Here is a 19596-nt window from a genome sequence, read left to right as displayed (position 1 = left end):
ACCATCTCCTACGACGTGTAGGAGGTGCTGGGGTTGCGTGGCGACACGAATTGGCCACGACAGTGGACCGGCAGGCGGCATTGACGGTGTGCGGCAGTGTCGTAGAGGGCGTCTGCGGCGGCGAGAACCGTTCCCCAGCTCACGCCGGGCGCGACTGCGCGGTTGTGCCGGGCGACGGCGGTGAGTCTCGCGGGATCGTCCAGGAGCGATTCGACCGTCCCACGCAGGTCGTCGTCGGAGTGCACGAGCCAGCCCTCCGTCCCGTCCCGGATGAAGTCGGCGATCCCGCTGCCGGCGCGGGCCACGACCGGGAGGCCGGCGCTGCGGGCCTCGAGGGCGGCGATGCCGAACGACTCGTGCCGGGCCGGCGCGACGTACAGGTCGGCGGCGGCGAGCAGGGCCCGGATCGCGGGCCGGTCCAGGGCCCCGGCGAGCACGATGTCAGCCTCGGCGCCGGCGGCGGCGACCCGGCGGCGCAGCCCAGGCAGCAGCGGGCCGTCGCCGACGAGCACGGCCCGGAACCCGCCGGGCCGCATCGTGCGCATCGCCAGGAGCAGGTCCAGCAGCGCCGCGGGCCGTTTGCGGCGGACCATCCGCAGCACGCTGATCAGGGTCGGCGCCGCACCGGTGCGCGGGGCGGGCGGGGCCAGCCAGGCGGCCGGGTCGATGCCGTTGGGCAGCACAGCGACGGGTGCGCCGTCCAGGGCGCCCTGGACCGCGGCCGCGGCGGCCGTGCTGACCGCGGTCCACGTCACCGGCCAGGACGCGGCACCGTATCGGCGGGCGTAGCGGCGCACCAGGGGAACGATGTCGTGCCACATCGAGTGCACGGTCACGACGGTGGGGATGCCGTCGGCGGCGGCGAGGCGGGTCAGGGTCCACGCGAGCGGCGAGATCGCCGAGATGTGCGCGTGCACCACGTCGGGTCGACCGGCCCGCAGTGCCCGCAGCAGCAGCGGCTCCCGCGCGACACGGTAGGGCCCGATTCCGGCCGTGCCGTGCCGGAGCCGCCGCACCGGGACCGCGCCGGCAGCACCCGCACCGGGCGCGGTGGTGGTCAGGACGGTCGGCTGGTGTCCGCTGTGCAGCTGGCGGGTGCTGAGGTCGTCGACCTGGAGCTCGATACCGCCGAGGCGGGGCAGGAAGACGTCGGTGACGTGGGTGATCCGCATGGGGGCTCCGGTCGGGACGGTCCGGTTCGGGGAGTGGTGCGCCGGGTCAGCAGCCACAGCGCGGCGGCGAGGCCACCGACGGGGATCTCGGCGATGAAGATGAACGCGCGGAACAGCAGTACCCCGGCGAGGGCGCCGGTAGCGTCGGCGCCGAGGCCGATCAGCAGCCCGACGGTGCCGGCTTCGATGAGTCCTGCGCCGCCCGGGGTGATCCCGGCTAGGGTCAGGAGTCGTTCGGTGACGAGGCCGGCGACGACCAGCGGCCATGGCATGGCTGCGCCGATTGCGAGCAGGCACAGCCACCACAGGGCGCCCTGCATCAGCCAGTAGGAGATCATGCCCCAGGTCAATGCGGCCCACCGGCTCCGGACGAGCTGGTCGGTGCCGTCCAGCAGTGCCGCGGCCGTAGCTGTCCAGCCCGGCACGGCACTGGGTGCGCCGGCGCCGTAGCCGGGCCGTCGGTGCCGCAGCCGCTCGGCGAACGCGACGACGCGCAGGAGTGGTCCCGCCCGGCCGAAGAGCGCGGTGACCAGGAGCAGACCTGTCCCGGCGGCGAATACCGCCGTCGCGAGCCACAGCATGCCGTTGGGGCCTGCGTCCAGGAAGCCGGTGGCGAGCAGCGTGCCGACGGCGACGAGTGGCATGACGAGCTTTGCCGCCGTGTCCCAGGCCTTTGACAGCATGACGAACCGGGCGAAGTCGAGGTTGCCGTGGCCCCAGCCGCGGACCATGGCGAGGTTGAGCGCGGTGCCGGCGACGCCGCCGAGCGGCAGCACATTGGACAAGGCGCTGCCGGCCAGGTTGAGGGTGAGGGCCCGGCGGTGGGTGAGGCCGGGCATGGCGGCGCTGAGCACGATGGTGTGCACGCAGAGCCCGGCGAGCCAGACGACGCCGAGCGCGGCGAGCCACTGCCAGGTGACGGTGCCGAGCTGCCGCCAGGCACCCGACCACGATGCGCCGACGGACGACAGGTGCAGCGCCGCCCACACCACCACGGCGATCCCGCCCGCCAGCAGGATCAGCCGCGCCCTGGTCGTCATGGCCGTCCGGCCGTCGCGACCGTGTCGTGCCGCCGGGCCGTCCACGCGGCGGCAACCGTGTCGGCGAGCGTGTGCCAGGCCTGCCAGGAGAGCCCGTCGCGGATCCGGCCGACGGCCGCGACGACGGCGGGCGCGTCCCCGGCCCGCCGCGCCCCCGCGTGACGCGGCACCGGCAGCCCGGTGACGGACTCGACGGTGCGCACGACGTCGAGGACCGATGCCCCGCGACCACTGCCGACGTTGTAGATCCGCCCGACGGCCCGCCGGGTCTCGAGGTGTACGGCCGCGGCGTGGTGCGCGTCGGCGACGGTCAGCGGCACGTCGGCGGGCACCCGGTGCGGCATCCCGGTGGACAGGTCGTCCAGCACGACGACGGGCTGCCCCGCGGTGCGCAGCCGCCGTACGACGTGGGCGCCGATGTATCCGGCGCCGCCGGTGACGAGCCACGTCATGCCGACACCACGCGGCGCTCGGCCAGACGTTCGCCCGCTCGTTCGCCCGCGTGTTCGCCCGCTTGTTCGCCCAGGTGCTCGCCGAGCGTGCCGACGGTGAGGCCGCGGTCGCGGGCCAGGGTGATGATCCTGGGCAGCGCGGCCAGGGTCCGCTGCCACGAGCCGGGGGCCGAGGTGCAGTCGGAGTCGTGCAGCAGCACCGTGCCGCCACCGGCGAGCCGCCCGGCGACGGTGTCCACAATGGACGTCGGGGTGGCGCGGGCCCGCCAGTCGCGGCCCCAGCTGGTCCACAGCACCGGTCGCAGGCCGATCCGCCGGCAGGTGCGCAGGGCACTGGCGGTGAGCACACCGTAGGGCGGGCGGTAGTACCGCGCGCTCACGCCGGTCGTCGCGGCGATGAGGTCGCGGGCGGCGGTGATGTCGTCGGCGGTGGCACCGGGGGTGCGCCACAGCAGGCACCGGTGTGCCCAGCCGTGCACGGCGACCTCGTGGCCGGCGGCGACGATCTCACGGCCGAGGTCGGGGTCGTGCTGCAGCATCGAGGCGAGCAGGAAGAAGGTGGCCCGTACGTCGTGCTCGGCGAGCACCCGCAGGAACTGCGGGGTGGAGCGGCGGTCGGGGCCGTCGTCGAAGGTCAGCGCGACGTGCCCGGCGGCCCCGGCCCCGGCGAGACCGGGCAGCACCGCGCGGCGCAGCGGCGTGCAGGCGGTGACGGCGGGAGCGGCGTGCACGGCCCACGCGGCACCGGCGACACCGGCCGCCCACGCCAGTCCCCGCCTCATGCCGCCACCACCCGCGGACCGCCGTCCGCCACCGGCGAAGGCGGCCGGACCGCGGACGGGACCGGGCTCGGGCTCGGCATGCCGGCCGCTGCGGCGATGACGGTCTCCGGGCGGATCGCCGCCGGGCGGAACGCGTTCGGGGTGACCATCGCCTGGCGCAGCGCGGCGGCCAGGTCGGCCGGGTCGCGGATCCAGGGGACCCAGCCGGCCACGTCGAGGGCCTCGGCGTTGCTGCGGCCGTGGCCGGGCACGCACCGGTAGGTCACGACCGGGACGCCGGCGGTGAGCGCCTCCAGGGACGACAGCCCGCCGGCGTTCTGCACCACCACCTGGCAGGTGCGCATGAGGGCGGCCATGTCGTCGATCCAGCCGAGCGCGACCACCCGTCCGGTCCGAGCGAGCCGGTGCCGCAGCGGGTCGTTGCGTCCGCACGCCACGACGGGGACGGCGAGGCCGGTGGCGGCGATGTCGGCGGCGGCCCGCTCGACGGCGCCGACGCCCCAGGCACCCGCGACGATGAGCGCCAGCGGCGCCACGGCCGGCAGACCGAACCGCAGCCGCTGCCGCACCTGAGAGGTGACCGGGGGCGTACGGCCGAACGCCGGCGACACGGCGGGTGCGACGACCCGCACGTCGCGGGCGCCGTGCCGGCGCGCCTGCCGGGCCGCTTCGTCGTGCAGGGCGAGGTGGGTGTCGACGCCGCCGGCGATCCACAGCGGGTGCACCGACAGGTCCGTCAGGTAGGTCAGCGCCGGAGCCTTCAGCCGGCCGTCCCGACGCAGCCGACCGAGGACCTGACCAGCAAGCGGGTAGGTGGAGACCACGGCGGCGGCATCAGGGCCGACCGCGGCGAGGGTCGCCTCGTCGGCGAGCGCGGTCAGCCGGGACGCGGCCGCCGCAACGCCCGCGGTGCCGACCGCGGACAGCAGCCAGCCCCAGGTGGCGGGAAGCGTGGTGAGCTGCCGGCGGTACATGCCGCGCAGCAGCCGGCCGGCGCGGCGGGGCAGCAGGTCGACGAAGTCGTGCCGCTGGACCGCGAACCCGTCCAGCCGCAGCCGACGGCTCAGCTCGGCGGCCGCGCCGTCGTGGCCCGCGCCGAAGCTGGCGGAGACGACCACCACGCGGGCCGACCGGCCGTGGATCAGCGGTGCCGTCATCGGTCCGATCCTTTCGGGTCCGGGACGCCGGTCCGGATGGGCCAGGCTGCGGTGGATGTTCGGCCTGCCAACCTGAAAGGACGCTGAACAGCCGCCGGTCCACGAAGCGGTGACACGACCGTGGCGCTCGACCCGCGCACCCACGATCTCCTACAAATTGTAGGAATGCGTATCATTCCGGCAATCCTGGTGGGCACCTCACTGCTCGGCACGGGTGCGGTCCTCGCCGCACCGCCATCGAGCACCACGCGGCCCGACCACATCGTGATCGTGGTGATGGAGAACAAACGGTACGACGCCGTGATCGGGCACCGAAAGACCCCGTACATCAGCGACCTGGCCCGCCGCGGAGCGAACTTTACCGCAGCGTACGGCGAGACCCATCCCAGCCAGCCCAACTACCTCGCCCTGTTCTCCGGCTCCACCCAGGGCGTCACCGACAACCACTGCGGGCACACGTTCCACGACGAGCCGAACCTCGCCCGGCAGCTGCTGGACGCCGGGCACACGTTCGCCGGCTACGCCGAGGACCTGCCGGCCGTCGGCTCGGCGGTCTGCGCCGCCGGCAGCTACGTGCGGCGGCACAACCCGTGGGTCAACTTCGACAACGTGCCCGCGGAGGTCAACCGGCCGCTGACGGACCTGCCCGCCGACTACGACCGGCTGCCGACCGTGGCGTTCGTCATCCCCGGCCTGTGCCACGACATGCACGACTGCCCGAAGGCCGACGCCGACGCGTGGCTGCGCCACACCCTCGGCGGCTACATCGACTGGGCCGAGACCCACAACAGCCTGCTCATCCTCACCTTCGACGAGGACAACCGCACCGACGGCAACCACATCCCGACGGTCGTCCTCGGCGCCGGCGTCACCCCCGGCAACCGGACCGCGCGCATCGATCACTACACGATCCTGCGGACGATCGAGGACGCCTACGGCCTGCCGCCGCTCGGCGCGGCCGCGGACGCCGGGACGCTCACCCTCCAGTAGCGCGCTTCAGCGTGGGTTCAGGAGCACCGGGTTGCCTTGCCAGGTATGGCGGGCAGGACGAAGCTCAGGGACCGGGTGCGGCGGCGGCTCGGCGTGCGGATGCGCTCCGCGCTCGCCGCCGCGCTCGTCGTCGCCGTCGCGTCGATCCTCAGCGGTATCGCGCTCGTCGTCGCGGCGCGGCTGATCCTGCTCGACAACGTCAACCAGACCACCAATCAGCGGGCCGTCCAGATGGCGGCCGCGGTCGGCCAGTCCGGCGGGGCGAGCCTCACCGCCGCGATCCGGCCGTCGCCCCGGGACCGCACCTTCGTGCAGGTCGTCGACGCCGACGGCCGGGTGATCGCCGCGTCCGCGGCTGTCGGCGGCGCCGGCCCGATCTCGCCGCTGCGGCCGGCCGCCGGGCAGACCGTCCGCGAACAGCGGTGCCTCGACCTGGCGCACGACGAACACCTCAGGAAGCCGGCTGCTGGGGCTGCTTGGCGGCGCCGGTGCGGCCCGCTGCGAACGCCGTCGTCACCGCGGTCGCGAGGAACCAACCGGCGAGGACATCGGTCGGCCAGTGCGCGAGGAGGGCGACACGGCTCACGCCGACCAGCACGGCCCATCCGGCGGCGGTGACGATCAGGGCGGTCCGCAGCGGCTCGCGCCGCACGTAGGCGAGCACGAGCAGGATCGCGACACCCGCCGCGACCCCGCTGGACGTGGTGTGACCCGATGGGAACGACCATCCAGAGATCGCCGTGAGCCGGTCGACGGGCCGCTCCCGGGCCACCAGGTGCAGGACCGTGACCCGGATGGCGACCGATGCCGCGGGGGCGGCGACGACCAGCAGCGCCGCCTGCCACTGCTGGCGCCACGCGAGGACGATGAAGGTCAGCAGGGCCAGGGACACCAGCACGCCCGAGTCACCGGTGTGGGTGACGAACGACATCAGCGTGCGCCAGCGGACGTGCCCGGCCGCGAACTGCCGGGCCGTGCTGCTCATGCCGTTGTCGAACCGCTCGACCACCGCGACGCGGGCCACCACGACGGCGGTGAGGGCCAGGAATCCGGCCGTGGCGGCCGCCGCCGCCGCCAGCAGCCAGGTCCGCAGATGCCGAGGTGCTCGATCCATGTGCGCCGCCTCCGGATGCACGTGCCGGGAATGCCGGGCAGTGTGCCGAGGGCGGCCTGAGAGTCCGCTGAACGTGCCGGTGTCAGGCCGCCGACCACCACGCGTGGGCGACCAGCGCGAACTCCACGACGGCGATGCTTGAGGCGCTCCAGCGGCGGCACGAGGCCGACTTGCACACTCCTACAAGATGTAGGAGTCTAGCGAAGTTAGCCTAACCTTGCTTGGAGTGAGTGCGTGGGAACGGTGTTCTTCGCGAGCTTCCTGATCGGTCTGCGCGACGGTCTCGAGGCTGCGCTCGTGGTCAGCATCCTGGTCGCGTTCCTCGTCCAGGCGGGGCGGCGGGATCGGCTGCCGCACGTGTGGGCCGGGGTGGCGGTGGCGATCCTGCTGTCGGCGGGGCTCGGTGTCCTGCTGACCACGGTCGCGGGGTGGCTCGGCAGCGGCGTGCGGATGGAGCTGTTCGAGGCCGTCACCTCCCTCGCCGCCGTCGTCCTGGTCACCGCGATGATCTTCTGGATGCGCCGGACCGCCCGCACGCTCAAGGGCGAGCTCACCGACCGGCTGGCCACCGCGCTGAGCGTCGGCGGGTGGGCGGTCGCCGCGACCGCGTTCTTCGCCGTCGTGCGTGAGGGCGTGGAGATGGTGCTGCTGGTCTTCGCCGCCGCGGAGGGGGCGAGCGAGTCCGCGGCGCCGCTGGCCGGGATGCTGAGCGGGGTCGCCGTGGCGGTCGGGCTCGGCTGGCTGATCAGCACCGCGACCGCCCGGATCAACCTCGGCCGGTTCTTCACCTGGACCGCGGTCCTGCTGATCCTGGTCGCGGCCGGGATCCTCAAGTACGCCGTGCACGGCCTGCAGAGCGCGGCCGTGCTGCCCGGCGGCACCACCCTCGCCTTCGACGTGAGCGCCGGCGTGGACCCGACCTCGTGGTACGCCACGCTCCTGGCCGGCACCGTCAACGTCACCACCCGCGCGACCGTCCTGGAGGTGCTCGCCTGGGCCGGGTTCGCCGCCGTCATGCTGCTGCTGTACTTCCGTCCGGTCACCGCACCGGCCAAGGTGCGGGTCGGTGCGGTCGCGGTCGTCGCGGTCGTCCTCACCCCGAGCAGCAGCTGCGGCGGGCCGGCCGCCGCGCCCGCGACCGACCGGATCACGGTCACCGCCACCGACACCACCTGCACCGTCAGCACCGAGCACACCACCGCGGGCGGCCGCGAGTTCACGGTCACGAACAAGGGCTCCAAGCTGACGGAGTTCTACGTGTACGCGGCCGGTGACCGCATCATCGGCGAGGTCGAGAACATCGCGCCCGGCGTCACCCGCACCCTGCACGTCGAACTGGCGGCAGGCTCGTACACCACCTCCTGCAGACCCGGCATGACCGGCACCGGCCTGCGCGGGCCGCTCACCGTCACCGACGGTGCCCCGTCCGGCACCACCAGCGCCGACCCGGCCCTCACCACGGCCGCCGCCGCGTATCACCGCTACCTGCTGGCACAGGGCGACCTGATGACCGCGCAGACCGCCGGGTTCGTCGCCGCGGTCAAGGCCGGCGACCGTGGCCGTGCCCAGGCGCTGTACGCGGCGGCCCGCACCCCGTACGAGCGGATCGAACCCGTCGCGGAGTCCTTCGGCGACCTCGACCCGCGCATCGACGCCCGCGACGGCGACCTCGACCCCGGCCAGCCCTGGACCGGGTGGCATCGCATCGAACAGCAACTGTGGAACGGCACACCGATGACCGAGGTCACGCCCGTCGCTGTGCAGCTGGAGTCCGACGTCACCGAACTGCGGCACCGCCTCGACGGGGTCGCGCCGACCGCGCTGGAGGTCGCCAACGGCGCCAAGAGCCTCCTCGACGAGGTCGCCGCGAAGAAGGTCACCGGCGAGGAGGACCGCTACTCCCACACCGACCTGTGGGACTTCGCCGCGAACGTGGACGGCTGCCGCGCCGCCCTCGACACGCTGCGGCCGGTCCTGGACGCCCGCCGGCCTGACCTCGGCACGGCCCTGGACCAACGATTCGCCGCAGTCACCGCCGAGCTCGGCAAGCACCGCCACGGCGACGGGTTCGCGTCCTACGACACGCTCACCCGGGAACAGGTGCAGCTGCTCGCCGCCGCGGTCAACGCCCTCGCCGAGCAGGTCAGCGCCGTCCCGGTGGTGATCACCCACCCGTGAACGGTCCTTCATCGGATTCTCAGGATGCCCGGCCTACCGTCACCGGCGATGAACTACGAACTGATCCCGCACGACGCGGGCGGCTCCCTGCCCAGCGACCACGCCACCGCGGCGTTCACGATCGCCGTCGCCATCGGCTGGTTCCTGTACCGCCGCTGGGGGATCACCCTCCTGGTGACCGCAACCGTCGTCGGCGCCGCCCGGATCTGGGTCGGCGTGCACTACCCCGGTGACATCCTCGCCGGTCTCGGCATCGCCCTCGCCTCGGTCCTCGTCATCGAAGCAGTCACCAGACTCGTCCACCCCCTCAATGGGAGTTCCGCATCGTGTACGCCCTGAGCACGACCCTCGCCGTCGGCCCCAAGTTCCTCGACCCCGAATGGCTCATCTCCACCTTCGGCCTCATCGGCATCCTCGCGATCGTGTTCGCCGAGTCCGGGCTGTTCATCGGGTTCTTCCTACCCGGCGACTCACTGCTGTTCACCACCGGACTGCTCGTCGCCGGCGGCAGATACCTGCACCAGCCACTGTGGCTGGTCTGCCTGCTGGTATCGGTCGCGGCCATCGCCGGTGACCAGGTCGGCTACCTGTTCGGCCGGCGGGTCGGGCCGGCCCTGTTCCGCCGCCCCGACTCCCGGCTGTTCAAACAGGAGTACCTGACGAAGGCGCAGGAGTTCTTCGAACGCTACGGCGCCCGCTCGATCGTCCTGGCCCGGTTCGTGCCGATCGTGCGCACCTTCACCCCCATCGTCGCCGGCGCCAGCCGCATGCACTACCGCACCTTCATCGTCTACAACGTCCTCGGCGGCATCCTGTGGAGCTGCGGCGTCACGGTCCTGGGGTACTTCCTCGGCCAGGTCACATTCGTCAAGGACAACATCGAGCTCATCCTGATCGGCATCGTGGTCGTGTCGGTGGCACCGATCGCCGTCGAGCTGCTGCGCGCCCGGTCCCGCGCCCGGCGCTCCTCCACCACCTGACCCGGCAGGCTGTAAGGACCCGGTTCAACGGCGGTGATCTGTGGGTCCGGCGAAGCGGGCAGGTCAGTTCAGGATTCGATGACGTCGCGCCGTGACGTCGTCAGGTACGTCACCAGCCCGATCACGATCACGAGGAAGGCGACGCTGGGTCCGACGGTACCGAGGCCGAGTCCGCTGTCGGCGCGCGCCTGGGACAGCCAGTCGCCGAGTGACGCGCCGAGCGGCCGGGTGAGCACGTACGCCGCCCAGAACGCGAACACGCCGCCGAGCACGCCGAACCGGTAGCCGATCGCGATCACCGCGATGACCGCGGCGAAGATTCCGGCCGACGGCAGGTAACCGAGGCTGAGCCGCTCCGCGAGCAGGTCGCCGGCGGCGGTGCCGAGCGCGAACGTGAACAGGATCGCCGCCCAGTAGAACCATTCGCGGCGGCGCGTGGTGATGGAGTGGATCGAGAGGGTGCGTTCGCTGCGGTACCAGAGGACGAACGTCGCGGCGAGCAGGACGCTGAACACGATGGTGGTGACGATGAGGGACACGCCGAAACTGTCGGTGAGGTTGTCGGTGACGAGCGTGCCGGCGACGCTGACGAGGATGACGACCAGCCAGTACCGCCACGGGACGTAGCGGTCGGCGCGCAGCTGCAGCGCCAGGGCGATCGCGAGGGCCACGGCCATGATGCCGGTGGTCGCGCCGAGCCCGATGCCGAGGTTGAAGTTGAGCAGGTCCGCGGCGGTCTCGCCGACGGTGGTGGCGAGCACCTTGATGATCCAGAAGTAGACCGTGACCTCGGGGACCTTGTTCGCCATTCCGCGCAGGTCAGGCCGGATCCAGGCGCGGTCCACGTTCGTGTCTTGATTCATACGGCACAGGCTCACACCTCGGACCTGAACGGTCGCTGAACGTCGTGGCCGGCGTTCCCCCGGACGTGCCGCCACGGCCGGGCGTACTGGTACACGGCGCGTACTACGCGGCGGGTAGCATCGGGTGATGCAGACGGCGGACGCTCAGACGCTGGTGTTGTGTGCGCTCGCCGACGGGCCCAAGCACGGTTACGCGATCAACACCGCGATCGCCGAGCTCACCGGCGAGCGGCTCGGCGTCGGCAGCCTGTATGGGGCCCTGGCCCGGCTGGAGGCGAAGCGGTTCGTCGAGCCGGAGCCGTCGGACGCGGAGGGGCGCAAGCGGCCGGTCCGGATCACCGCGGAGGGCCGCGCCGTCTTGGAGCGGGAGCTGCGTTCGATGGCCCAGGTCGCCGCGGCGGGGCTGCGGCGGCTCGCCACCGGTGCGGCGTGAGTGCCGTGTCCGGCGGCGGGCGGACACGGCTCGTGCGGGCGCTCGTCGGCATGTATCCGGCGGCGTTCCGGGCGCGGTGGGGCGAGGACGTCGAGGCGGAGGTGCACGCCGCCGGCCCACGGGCCTGGCTGGGACTCACCTGCTCGGCCGTGGGCATGTGGCTGCATCCGGCGGTGTGGCCGGCCGACAGTGGGGAGCCAGCGACGGCACCGGGCGTCGGTGCTGGCCGTCGCGGTCGCCGCCGTCGGCTGGTATGTGCTGCATCTGGCCGCCGAGCTCGACGACGCGCAGCTGGCATCCGCGGGCCGGGCTCACCTGCCCAGCGGTTGCCTCCTTGCCATGCTCGCCGGGCTCGTGCTGGTCGCGCCCCGGCCGAGGTGGCCGCTGGCGGGCAGCGGGGTGGTGTGCCGAGCCGGGGTCCGCGGGCTGCTGCCGCCGGCGCTGGTGGGCGCTCTCGTCGTCGGCGTGGTCCGCGTCGCGCCGGCCCTGACCGCAGGGTTGAAGGCCGCGTTGCTGCTCGGCTGGTACATGGCACTCGCCTGGGCCGCGGCGCAGACCTGCCGGCTGGTGGCCCGGCTCGGACCGGTGCTCGGCCGGCCGGCGTCGCCCCGGGCGATCATGGCCGGGCTGGGCACGCTCGCGGCTACGGCAACGGCGGCCGGGCTGGTGATCGGGACCGCGTCACTGCCCGGCGGCCCGCAGTTGCTGCCGGTCGGTGCCGGCGGGGCCCTGCTGACGCTCGCCTGGGTGTGTGCCGGCGCCGCCGTCGATCTCGGCCCGCTGCTGCGCATCGACGCCCGGTAGGGCCTCCAGCCGTAGGGCGTCGGTCAACGCGGCCCGCAGGCGGTCGGCGTGAGCGTGGAGGGTCGGGGGCACCCACCGTACACCGGCCGCGGCGGCACGATCGGTCCAGCCGCGGGGCGCGAGGACGAGGCCGCAGCAGGCGGCGAAATAGGCGACGGTCAGCCATCCGTGCGCCCGGTCGGGCATCGGCACGAAACGGCTGGTGAACAGCCCGACGCCGGCGCCGATCGTCCACCACGGCAGCACCGCGCGGGAGCCGGCGACGTCCCACAGTGCGGCACCGACGACGATGCCCGCCACGTAGTAGCGGTTGGTGCCGGGGTCGAGCACGACGCGGGCCATCACGGCCAGCAGCGGCACTGCGGCCCACCTGCCGCGGCGGACCGCCACGACGCCGAGCGCGAGGCCCAGCAGCAGCTGTGCCGGGCGGGCCCACGACGGGGTCCGAGGGTCGTGCACGCCGAACACCCGCAGTGCGGACAGTTGCGTGTTGGGGATCGTGTAGTGCACGGCGCGCATCGTGCCGGGGTCGGCGAGCAGGAACGGCAGCCAGGCCACCGTGACAGTCGCCGCCAGCGTCAGCAGCCCGAGCCGCCGACCGCGCCGGTCGCCGGCGATCAGCAGCAGAGCCGCGAAGGCGAGCGCCCATGGTTTCGCGTCGACGGCGAGGCCCAGCAGCAGGCCCGTCAGGACCGGTCGGCGGGCGCAGGCGGCCTGTGCGGCGGCGATCGTGCCGAGCAGGGCGAGGACGTCGTCGAGGTGGGCGGAGCTGACCGCCAGGTACATCCAGACCGGCAGCAGGTACAGCGCGGCCAGGGCCACCCGTAGGTTGATGTCGTGCCGGTCGAGGTTCGGCCGGATCCGGCCGGCGACCTGCCGGATCTGCCGGACGATGACGAGGCCGGCGGCCGCGCCGAGGACCTGCACGGCGAACAGTGCTCCGGGCGGCCCGGCGGCGAGCAGCGGTAGGGCAGCCAGCAAGGCGACGGGGCCGATCTGCAGCACGGGCGCGGCCGCATAGAGGTGCAGGCCGCCGGCGGCCGTGTCGTCGAGGTCGGCGAGGGCGGTCGCGCCGTCGACGAAGAAGTGCCACGACCCGCCGCCGTGGACCGCCATCACGACGAACCACATCACGGCCCAGCCAACCAGCACGCCCGCGACCAGGCGTTCCCGTCGTAGTGTCGCCAGCTGCCACATGCCGGGCACGCTATGGACCGGGACCTGAAGGCTCGCTGAACCTCCAACCTTAGTACACGCTACGTACTACGCGCCGTGTACTATCACGGTCATGGCGACCCGTTCGACCTTCGCGCGCCGGCTGCTGCGATATGTGCTGGTTTCGTTGCTCGCCATCACCGGCGTCGGCGTCGGTTACGTCGGCTACGCGGCGTCCGGCACGCCCGGCCGGTGACGTTGCCCGCACCGGACGGCGCCTACCCGGTCGGCCGGGCGATGTTCGACTGGACCGACGAGTCCCGCACCGACCCGCTGGCACCGCAGCCGGACATCCATCGCACGTTGTCGGTGTGGCTCTGGTATCCGGCCGCCCCGCCGGCGGGAGCCCGGCCCGCGGCCTACGCACCGGGCGCCTGGGCGCGGCTGCACCTCGGCGGGCTGCCCGGCCTCGGCGAGACCCGCTTCGACAAGATCCGCGGCCACGCCGTCCAGGACTCGCCGGTGGCTTCGACGGTCAGGTCCTTGCGGTGCACGCCGGGGAGGTCGATCTCGACGGGGTAGGCATCGTCGGTCTCGGTGATGTCTGCCAGGGGAGTCCAGCCCGCTGCGGTGCCGGGCATGAGGTCGGTGCCCAGTGCGGTGCTCATCAGCTCGCAGATCGGTGGAAGCGTTTCCATTTCCGTACCCTCGTGGCCGCCGCCGCACTCAGTACAGGGTGAGCTCCCACGGCTGCACCAGGTCGGCGTCCGGCGGCACGGTCAGGTCGACGCCGCTGCCGAACGACAGGCCGCGCCGCGGCGGGCGGGGCACCCCGCCGGTGCGGGCGCCGAGCTGCCGGGCCGCCTCGGCGAGCACTATGCCGGTGAGGAGTCGGTACCGGCCGACGTTGCCGGGCGTGGTGACGCGGGCGAACTCGGCACCGGGCACGGGTTCCCAGCCGTCACCGTCCGGGATGACCAGCGTGGTGCCCGGGCCGGTCAGCTCGGTGCGGTGCGGGGGCGGTCCGTCGACGTCAGGTCCGCACACGACGACCCGGCCGCCGGGTGGCGGGGACCAGGCGTCGCCGGCCGGCACGACCCGCAGCGGGTTGCGGTGGCTGCGCGCGGCGGCGCGGGCCTCGTTGCGAACCGGGCGCGGCGTGCCGAACCACACTTTCTCGCGGTCGTCGAGCGTCACGCTCTGCCATCCGAACGCCGCCGCGGAACGCAGCGTGCTGCCGGCCTCCACGTGGTCCCGCGGAGCGGCCAGCAGCAGCGCCGGACGGTGCGACTCGGGCCGCGGGGCGCGGGGGCGGCGACGGCCGTCCGCGTCGAGAAGGTAGTACAGCGCCACGGCCGCGGCGGTGGCGACGTTGAGCGTGTTCACGCCCCGGCCCGGCATCGGGATGTGCACCGTCTTCGCGGCGGCGCGCAGGACGTCCGGGCGGATGCCACGGCGCTCGTTGCCGACCACGATGGACGCTCTACCGTGGACTGTTCCGGCGCGGTACACGGACTCCGCTCCCGTCGCGTTGTCCACGGCCACGACCGGGTCCGCGCCGCCGAGCAGCGCCTCAGTGTCGACAGTGGACAGGTCCGGGACGTGCCCGGCGAGGCCGCGGCTGTCGCGGAACACGCACGGCACCGCGAACATCCGCGCGGCCTCGGCGAGCGCCAGTGCGTTGGCGGGGTTCTCCACGCCGTCGCCGACCAGCCGGGCGCGTGAGCTCACCACCGCGCCGCCCAGGCGGCCCGTGCCCGCGCGGCGAACGCGTCCGCGCGGCGCTCATGGTCGGCGGTACGCATCGCGCGGGTGTGCCGCCGGCGCGCCGCGTGCTGGATCCGGTGGTGGCCGATCTCGTGCATGAGCCCGTCGAAGAGCACGAAGTCACGCAGCGCCTCCTCCGACGGCCAGTCCACCAGCGTGCCGGCCGAACCAGCCACCACCCGGGCACCGGCACGCTCCAGCCGCGCTGCGGCGGCATCGGTGAGCCGGCCCGGCAGTACCCACGGCGGCGCGGGCTGCTCGAACAGCAGCACCACCCCGGGCACCCGCAGCACCGCGACGGCCGGCCCGGCAGATGCTGCCGGGCGCTGTCGCAACTCGACGCCGCGCAGCCCGTACGCGGCCGCCGGCCCGAAGAAGGTCAGGACCCGAACGATGTCGTCGGTGCCGGCCGGGTGAACGAACCCCGGTCGCGGCCGGCACACCCGCACGGGCACGGAAGCGCCGGCGCGCCGGGCGGCGCGGATCGGGTACGGGTCGGTGCGCAGGCTACGGCTCAAGGGCGATCACGGGGACCTTGATAGCAGCCGGCCCCGCCGCACACCACCGGTTTTCCGTGCCGTCCAGGCCACCGGTCCGCGCACAGTCGCTGTACAACCACGTCACCTCCCAGGACGAGATCCTCGACGGTGCCATCGACACCGCCGCACTCGCCGACCCCGACTGGCGCCACAGCAGCGCCGCGCCGCCCCGCCTGTGCCGTGACCCGTGGATCCCCGCCGGCTGACTCCGACGAAGCGCGGCGGCCGGCCCGGCCGGCGATGAAACTGGCGCGCGGGCCGGGCGAACGTGACGTTATCCTGATCGGGGCCGGTCGCGGGACTGTCTGTGCGACTTCCGGAACCCGCCTCTGAAGCGCCGCTTCGCAGTTCGCGCGGCGAACTCCCCGACCGGCCCTCGACAACGTGGGGGAGGGGCCGTGGACCTGGCCGAGCGGGTCGCGTGCGAGGACGTCGTCATGTTCGTCAACGCCGCGGTCACGTCCACCGGGCAACGGGAGTTCCACGCCGGCGCCGCGCAGCAGCGGCTGTCGCTGGCGTTCCTGCACGAGTACGTGCTCGTCAACTACCGTGAGCTGTACGCCGCCACGCTCGCCCTGGACGTCAACGACTTCAACGCCGGGCTCGTCGTGCTCAACCTGTTGCGCACGGCGCAGGAGGTACCGCTGCCGCGATGGAAGCTGGAAGGCGCCCTGATCGCCGCGCGGCTGCGGACGCTGCCGCCGCAGCGCGTGTACCGCATCCTGCACACCCTGCGGGCGGAAGGCATCAACAACCGGCGGACCCGAGCGATCGTGCGGGACTGGGTCGCGGGCCGGCCCGACATCGCCTTCGACGCCGTCAAGTACCGGCGCCACCTGGCCGGCGCCGTCCGGCACACGCACGTGCGGCTGCCCGACGAGGTCGGCACGATGCTGTTCGACTGGCGGCGGCCCAAGCGCTACGCCACCCCGATCCTGGAGACGTGGCGGCGGGCGCACTACGAGCAGCGTGCCGTGTTCGACCTGCCGTACACGGTCGCGGAGGGCTTCGCCGCCATGCACCGCATCGACCGGGCCCGGCTGCTGCAGCGCGCCGGCTCGCAGCTGACCGGGCTGGAGCGGCTACGGCTGCAGGACACCGCCACCCGGGCCGGTCGCAAGACCCCCGTACGGGTCGAGGTCGACCTCCACTGGACCCCGCTGACCCGCCTCGCCGTCTACGTGCTGTCCCTGCCGCGGCCGGAGCGTGCCCGCCGTCGCGACGAGCTGACCGCGGCGCTGCGCTCGGCCGCCCGGCGCGCGGCCGGACGCCGGGCCGGCACCTGGGGCACCGTCGTCGGTGTGCTGGACGACAGCTACTCCGCCGCCGGCTCCGGCGTGAAGCGGCGCCGGCCCCTCGCGGTCGCCCTGGCCATGCACTACCTGCTGGAGGCGCTCGCCACGCGGCACCACACGGTCTGGCTCGCGCACACCGGCGACCCGCTGCTGGTGCACCCGATCGGGGCGACACCGCTGGGCCAGCGGCTCCTCGACGGGCTGCGGCTGCGCCCCGACCGGCTCGTCGTGGTCTCCGACGGCTGGGACAACGCGCCGCCCGGGCAGGCCGCGGAGGTGCTGCGGGTGTGGCGGGAGCGCCTCGACCCGGCCGGGCACACGTCGATCGTGCACCTCAACCCGGTGTACGACGGCGAGGCGTTCGACGTGCGCCGCCTCGCGCCGACGGTCGCGACGGTCGGGGTCCGCGACGCGGAGGACGCCGCGGCCCTGGTCGAGCTGGCCCGGTTCTCCACCGGGACGGCGACCTTCGCGCAGCTGCGCGCGTACCTGGACGATCTGGTGGAAGGATTCCTGCGATGATCGCCGGTCTGCGGGCCGGCCCCGCCCAGACGTGGGGCGCGGTGCGGCTCGTACCGCTGCTGCGCGACGAGCCGGTCACCGACCTGCGGCTGCACGCCCGGCTGCACGACGAGGACGAACTGTCCGTGGTGGAGCTGTCGCCGCGGGAGGCCTACGTCGCGTACGTGCCGCACGCGTTCGTCGCGACCTGGACGTCCGACGGCTCACCCGCCGCCGCGTACGGCACTCAGCTGATCGACCCGCGGGAGCCGGGCCTGCCGCGGGCGATCGGGCTGCGGTTCCGGCGCCGGCTCGCCCGCCGCGAGGACCGCCGCCGCCTGCGCTTTCTGCCGCTGCACCTGGCGCTGGAAGGCTTCCTGGACCTGCAGTTCGGCGGGCCGCCGATCGCCTGGCAGGAGTGGACCCACCGGGCCGTCACGCACGGCCTGTCGCCGCGGGTCGAGGAGGCCTACTGCGGCGCCTCGATCACCGGCCTCGATGACGCCCTGCGCGTCTTCGAGATCCACCCCACGCAGTGCGGCGTGGTGCTGTACCTCGCTGACGCGATCGCCGCGGTCTTCGCCGTGCCGCACCCGGCCGACTACCGCGCCCTGCACCCGACGCTTCTGCGTGACTTCTACGGTGAGCTGCTGTACCAGTACGCGCACCTCTTCCCGGCCGTGCCGGACTTCCACCAGCCGCTCGACGCTACCGCGGTGTCCACTGTGGACGATCTGCAGGCCGAGCTGTCCCGGGTCGCGGCGCAGTGGTCGGCGTTCCACGACGACACCATGTTCACGGTGACGGCCGGGACGACGCGGCCGGTGTACCGCATGGGCCGCTTCACGCTGTCGCGGTTCCTGCCACCGTTCGACCCGGCACTGGACAACCACATCGGCGAGGTCATCACCGACGAACACGGCACCGTCGCATACCTCAAGACGTTCCGGCTGTCCGCGGCACAGACCCGCCGCGGCCACCTGCTGTCCCGGCTCGCCGCCACCGGATGGGACCTGGACGCGACCGCCGCCGCGCTGGGCACCGACCGGCCGGGCCTGGTGCAGCGGCTGGACCGGGCCGGCTTCGGCCACCTGCTGCGCCCGGACATCCTCGACGCCTGCCGCGCCGGGCAGGCGTCGTGAGCCGTGTCGAGCTGGTGCGGGTGCTCGAGGCGGCGCGGGCGCTGCTGGCCCGGCCCGGCAACGACTTCACCTGGTCGTCCTTTGTGGACTCGGCGGCCGCCGTCGAGGAGCTCGACAATGCGATGGCCGCGGTCCTGGCCGGCGGTACACCCGTGGGGCTGTCGATCCTCTTCGCGCCGACCGGTCCCATCCAGGAGGTCGCGATCTCCAGCGGCTGGGGGGACGCGTTTCTCGAGCTGGCAGACCGCTTCGACACCGCCGTCGCGGGGGAGTAGGTGCCAGCGGCGCGTCAGGCCAGGAAGTCCTCGATGAAGGGCAGCGTGCGGCACAGCGGACCCGGGTCGCTCGCCGCGGCCAGCTCGCCCAGGTAGTCGCCGTGGTTGCCGGGGACGACCAGCAGGCGGGCGCCGGGGATCAGGGCGGCCAGGCGCGCGGCGTGCTCGACCCGCACCACGTCCCGGTCGGCGACGACGACCAGGGTCGGCGCGGCGATCGCGGCGGGCAGGGCGTCGGGCCAGTCGGTGAATCCGGTGAGCATCAGCTCGTGGTCCAGTTCGAACATCCGCTCGGCGTGGGCCGGGTCGCCGCTGACCGCGAGGTCGGCGTCGCGGTACACCTGCGGCAGGTGCTCGAACGTCGCACCGGCCATGCCCTCCCAGAAGCCGTCGATCATGCCGTCGCGGCGGAACGGCGCCGACGCCACGACGAGGCGGCCGGCCGCCGCCGGGTGGCGCGCGGCGAGCTGCATCGCGACCTGGCCGCCGTTGCTGAAGCCGAGCACGTCGACCGGCCCCACGCCCAGCTCCGCCAGCAGCGCGGCGACGCCGTCGGCGGAACCCTCGAACGACGCAGGCCCCTCGCCCGCCCCGGTCCGGCCGTGCCCCTGCAGCTCGACGGCGAGCAGGCGGCGGGAGTCGCGCAGCAGCGGGATGAGCCGGCCCCAGTTCGACTCGATCGTGGACCCGCCGCCGTGGATGAGCAGCAGCGGCCGGCGGTCCGCGCGGGGCTCGCCGTGCCATTCGTAGTACAGCGGCAGGTCCGCGTTGGAGAACATGGTGCCAGCATAGGCAGGGTGCGGACCTGCGCAGCGGGTGCGCTGCCTGGGCAGCGTGGCGGGCAGCGCCTCGGCCTCGCGGGCGCACGACTGCAGCCGGTCGGCGCGCTGCCGGGTCGCCTCGATGCGGGTGGTGAGCTCGTGCAGCTGGGCGCGGTGGCGCTGGTCGTGGCGGCGG

23 protein-coding genes are annotated in these 19596 nt (G+C 73.7%); 11 read left to right on the top strand and 12 right to left on the bottom strand.

Annotation, left to right across the window (positions count from 1 at the left end; genetic code table 11):
- Window positions 1–8: 8 nt before the first annotated feature.
- Genes ACQEVZ_RS06625 through ACQEVZ_RS06605 form a run of 5 tightly spaced genes read right to left on the bottom strand, consistent with a single transcriptional unit; the run spans window position 9 to window position 4603 of the window.
- Window positions 9–1172 (bottom strand): glycosyltransferase family 4 protein, encoded by a 1164-nt coding sequence (locus tag ACQEVZ_RS06625; protein WP_433362691.1) that lies wholly within the window; start codon window positions 1170–1172, stop codon window positions 9–11.
- Window positions 1058–2212, bottom strand: a complete 1155-nt coding sequence (locus ACQEVZ_RS06620) for a lysylphosphatidylglycerol synthase domain-containing protein (protein WP_433362688.1) — start codon at window positions 2210–2212, stop codon at window positions 1058–1060. The genes ACQEVZ_RS06625 and ACQEVZ_RS06620 overlap by 115 nt, the downstream gene beginning before the upstream one ends.
- Window positions 2209–2664, bottom strand: coding sequence for an NAD-dependent epimerase/dehydratase family protein (locus ACQEVZ_RS06615; RefSeq protein WP_433362685.1), 456 nt, complete (start codon window positions 2662–2664; stop codon window positions 2209–2211). The genes ACQEVZ_RS06620 and ACQEVZ_RS06615 overlap by 4 nt, the downstream gene beginning before the upstream one ends.
- Window positions 2661–3446: a polysaccharide deacetylase family protein gene (locus tag ACQEVZ_RS06610; protein ID WP_433362682.1), complete on the bottom strand. Its 786-nt coding sequence runs from the start codon at window positions 3444–3446 to the stop codon at window positions 2661–2663. Before ACQEVZ_RS06610 ends, ACQEVZ_RS06615 begins: the two co-directional genes overlap by 4 nt.
- Window positions 3443–4603, bottom strand: a complete 1161-nt coding sequence (locus ACQEVZ_RS06605) for a glycosyltransferase (protein WP_433362679.1) — start codon at window positions 4601–4603, stop codon at window positions 3443–3445. The genes ACQEVZ_RS06610 and ACQEVZ_RS06605 overlap by 4 nt, the downstream gene beginning before the upstream one ends.
- A gap of 165 nt (window positions 4604–4768) precedes the next feature.
- Between ACQEVZ_RS06605 and ACQEVZ_RS06600 the strand changes: the two genes are divergently transcribed.
- Window positions 4769–5593 carry an alkaline phosphatase family protein gene (locus ACQEVZ_RS06600; protein WP_433362676.1) on the top strand — a complete coding sequence of 275 codons (825 nt, stop codon included), beginning with the start codon at window positions 4769–4771 and terminating at the stop codon, window positions 5591–5593.
- A 6-nt stretch (window positions 5594–5599) separates the two neighbouring features.
- On the opposite strand, the gene ACQEVZ_RS06595 is transcribed toward ACQEVZ_RS06600, so the two are convergent.
- Together ACQEVZ_RS06595 and ACQEVZ_RS06590 are read right to left on the bottom strand one after the other, a co-directional pair.
- Complete coding sequence (locus tag ACQEVZ_RS06595; protein ID WP_433362673.1) at window positions 5600–6034, bottom strand: hypothetical protein; 435 nt, start codon at window positions 6032–6034, stop codon at window positions 5600–5602.
- Window positions 6035–6044: 10 nt separating this feature from the next.
- Complete coding sequence (locus ACQEVZ_RS06590; RefSeq protein ID WP_433362670.1) at window positions 6045–6707, bottom strand: phosphatase PAP2 family protein; 663 nt, start codon at window positions 6705–6707, stop codon at window positions 6045–6047.
- A gap of 234 nt (window positions 6708–6941) precedes the next feature.
- Between ACQEVZ_RS06590 and efeO the strand changes: the two genes are divergently transcribed.
- Genes efeO through ACQEVZ_RS06575 form a run of 3 tightly spaced genes read left to right on the top strand, consistent with a single transcriptional unit; the run spans window position 6942 to window position 9865 of the window.
- Window positions 6942–8885 (top strand): iron uptake system protein EfeO, encoded by a 1944-nt coding sequence (gene efeO / locus ACQEVZ_RS06585; RefSeq protein ID WP_433362667.1) that lies wholly within the window; start codon window positions 6942–6944, stop codon window positions 8883–8885.
- Window positions 8886–8933: 48 nt separating this feature from the next.
- Window positions 8934–9224: a phosphatase PAP2 family protein gene (locus tag ACQEVZ_RS06580; RefSeq protein ID WP_433362664.1), complete on the top strand. Its 291-nt coding sequence runs from the start codon at window positions 8934–8936 to the stop codon at window positions 9222–9224.
- Window positions 9212–9865, top strand: a complete 654-nt coding sequence (locus ACQEVZ_RS06575) for a DedA family protein (RefSeq protein ID WP_344513590.1) — start codon at window positions 9212–9214, stop codon at window positions 9863–9865. The genes ACQEVZ_RS06580 and ACQEVZ_RS06575 overlap by 13 nt, the downstream gene beginning before the upstream one ends.
- Window positions 9866–9933: 68 nt before the next feature.
- Here the strand turns inward: ACQEVZ_RS06575 and ACQEVZ_RS06570 are convergent, their stop codons facing one another.
- Complete coding sequence (locus ACQEVZ_RS06570) at window positions 9934–10728, bottom strand: COG4705 family protein (RefSeq protein ID WP_433362660.1); 795 nt, start codon at window positions 10726–10728, stop codon at window positions 9934–9936.
- A 127-nt stretch (window positions 10729–10855) separates the two neighbouring features.
- Here ACQEVZ_RS06570 and ACQEVZ_RS06565 point away from each other — a divergent pair, with 127 nt between their 5' ends.
- Window positions 10856–11161 carry a PadR family transcriptional regulator gene (locus ACQEVZ_RS06565; protein ID WP_433362657.1) on the top strand — a complete coding sequence of 102 codons (306 nt, stop codon included), beginning with the start codon at window positions 10856–10858 and terminating at the stop codon, window positions 11159–11161.
- Between the two features lie 681 nt (window positions 11162–11842).
- Here ACQEVZ_RS06565 and ACQEVZ_RS06560 read toward each other — a convergent pair.
- Window positions 11843–13162, bottom strand: a complete 1320-nt coding sequence (locus tag ACQEVZ_RS06560) for a hypothetical protein (RefSeq protein ID WP_433362654.1) — start codon at window positions 13160–13162, stop codon at window positions 11843–11845.
- A gap of 91 nt (window positions 13163–13253) precedes the next feature.
- On the opposite strand from ACQEVZ_RS06560, the gene ACQEVZ_RS06555 reads away from it, so the two are divergent.
- Both ACQEVZ_RS06555 and ACQEVZ_RS06550 read left to right on the top strand, forming a co-directional pair.
- Window positions 13254–13376 carry a hypothetical protein gene (locus ACQEVZ_RS06555; RefSeq protein WP_433362651.1) on the top strand — a complete coding sequence of 41 codons (123 nt, stop codon included), beginning with the start codon at window positions 13254–13256 and terminating at the stop codon, window positions 13374–13376.
- Entirely contained in the window at window positions 13373–13702 is a 330-nt protein-coding gene (locus ACQEVZ_RS06550; protein ID WP_433362648.1) for a hypothetical protein, read from the top strand. The genes ACQEVZ_RS06555 and ACQEVZ_RS06550 overlap by 4 nt, the downstream gene beginning before the upstream one ends.
- Window positions 13703–13846: 144 nt before the next feature.
- On the opposite strand, the gene ACQEVZ_RS06545 is transcribed toward ACQEVZ_RS06550, so the two are convergent.
- A complete protein-coding gene (locus ACQEVZ_RS06545; protein WP_433362645.1) occupies window positions 13847–14851 on the bottom strand; it encodes a TrmH family RNA methyltransferase in 1005 nt (334 codons plus the stop codon).
- Window positions 14848–15405 carry a hypothetical protein gene (locus tag ACQEVZ_RS06540; protein ID WP_433362642.1) on the bottom strand — a complete coding sequence of 186 codons (558 nt, stop codon included), beginning with the start codon at window positions 15403–15405 and terminating at the stop codon, window positions 14848–14850. The genes ACQEVZ_RS06545 and ACQEVZ_RS06540 overlap by 4 nt, the downstream gene beginning before the upstream one ends.
- Window positions 15406–15461: 56 nt before the next feature.
- On the opposite strand from ACQEVZ_RS06540, the gene ACQEVZ_RS06535 reads away from it, so the two are divergent.
- The 4 genes from ACQEVZ_RS06535 (at window position 15462) to ACQEVZ_RS06520 (ending at window position 18639) form a co-directional block, all read left to right on the top strand.
- Window positions 15462–15632 carry a hypothetical protein gene (locus ACQEVZ_RS06535; protein WP_433362639.1) on the top strand — a complete coding sequence of 57 codons (171 nt, stop codon included), beginning with the start codon at window positions 15462–15464 and terminating at the stop codon, window positions 15630–15632.
- Between the two features lie 192 nt (window positions 15633–15824).
- A complete protein-coding gene (locus ACQEVZ_RS06530) occupies window positions 15825–17243 on the top strand; it encodes a hypothetical protein (RefSeq protein WP_433362636.1) in 1419 nt (472 codons plus the stop codon).
- Window positions 17240–18364, top strand: a complete 1125-nt coding sequence (locus tag ACQEVZ_RS06525) for an ARPP-2 domain-containing protein (protein WP_433362633.1) — start codon at window positions 17240–17242, stop codon at window positions 18362–18364. The genes ACQEVZ_RS06530 and ACQEVZ_RS06525 overlap by 4 nt, the downstream gene beginning before the upstream one ends.
- On the top strand, window positions 18361–18639 hold the full coding sequence (locus ACQEVZ_RS06520) for a hypothetical protein (protein ID WP_433362630.1): 279 nt from the start codon (window positions 18361–18363) through the stop codon (window positions 18637–18639). The genes ACQEVZ_RS06525 and ACQEVZ_RS06520 overlap by 4 nt, the downstream gene beginning before the upstream one ends.
- Window positions 18640–18653: 14 nt before the next feature.
- On the opposite strand, the gene ACQEVZ_RS06515 is transcribed toward ACQEVZ_RS06520, so the two are convergent.
- On the bottom strand, window positions 18654–19418 hold the full coding sequence (locus ACQEVZ_RS06515) for an alpha/beta fold hydrolase (protein ID WP_433362627.1): 765 nt from the start codon (window positions 19416–19418) through the stop codon (window positions 18654–18656).
- Window positions 19419–19596 lie beyond the last annotated feature (178 nt).

The sequence above is a fragment of the Dactylosporangium sp. CA-152071 genome (assembly GCF_050936335.1).
GTDB lineage: Bacteria > Actinomycetota > Actinomycetes > Mycobacteriales > Micromonosporaceae > Dactylosporangium > Dactylosporangium maewongense.
The sequence above is the reverse complement of the archived record's forward strand: the minus strand, read 5'-3'. Positions and strand labels throughout refer to the sequence as shown.